The following is a 411-nucleotide window of genomic DNA, read 5'->3' as shown; positions in this document are numbered from 1 at the left end:
TGCCTGATACTCAAGAGATAAAAGGTAACGAAATGCAGAAGTTAAATGAAGTATCTCCTTTTCTTATGAATAGTTGTACTCGAGTAATAGCCGGGGGATGGGCTGTATGAAAAACATTAATAAGTATAAGCTAATGATGGTTTATTCTGTTCTTTTAACTTTTTTGATGGGGTGTGATAATGGGGAAAATAATGCGAGGACTGAGAGTCAATTAATTGATTCCGTGACTGGTTCAATGGTTTCTGTCAAAGGAGGTCGTTTCCAGATGGGGGACTTTGGACCTCTTGTTGGAGAACAATTGCCTTTTAGTCCAGACCAGGATAATAAACCATTACATTGGGTTGAACTGTCTGATTTCAAAATAACCAGAAATAAAATTACATGGGGTGATTATAATAAATGGGTGCAGGT

Annotated in this window: 1 protein-coding gene; it reads left to right on the top strand. The window is 37.2% G+C overall.

Annotation, left to right across the window (positions count from 1 at the left end; all coding sequences use genetic code 11):
• Positions 1-106: 106 nt before the first annotated feature.
• The coding region (locus HEM79_RS22385; protein WP_194313763.1) for an SUMF1/EgtB/PvdO family nonheme iron enzyme at positions 107-411 on the top strand (305 nt) is incomplete at its 3' end.

The organism is Escherichia sp. 93.0816 (assembly GCF_013368855.2).
Lineage (GTDB): Bacteria > Pseudomonadota > Gammaproteobacteria > Enterobacterales > Enterobacteriaceae > Escherichia > Escherichia ruysiae.
The sequence above is the reverse complement of the archived record's forward strand: the minus strand, read 5'-3'. Positions and strand labels throughout refer to the sequence as shown.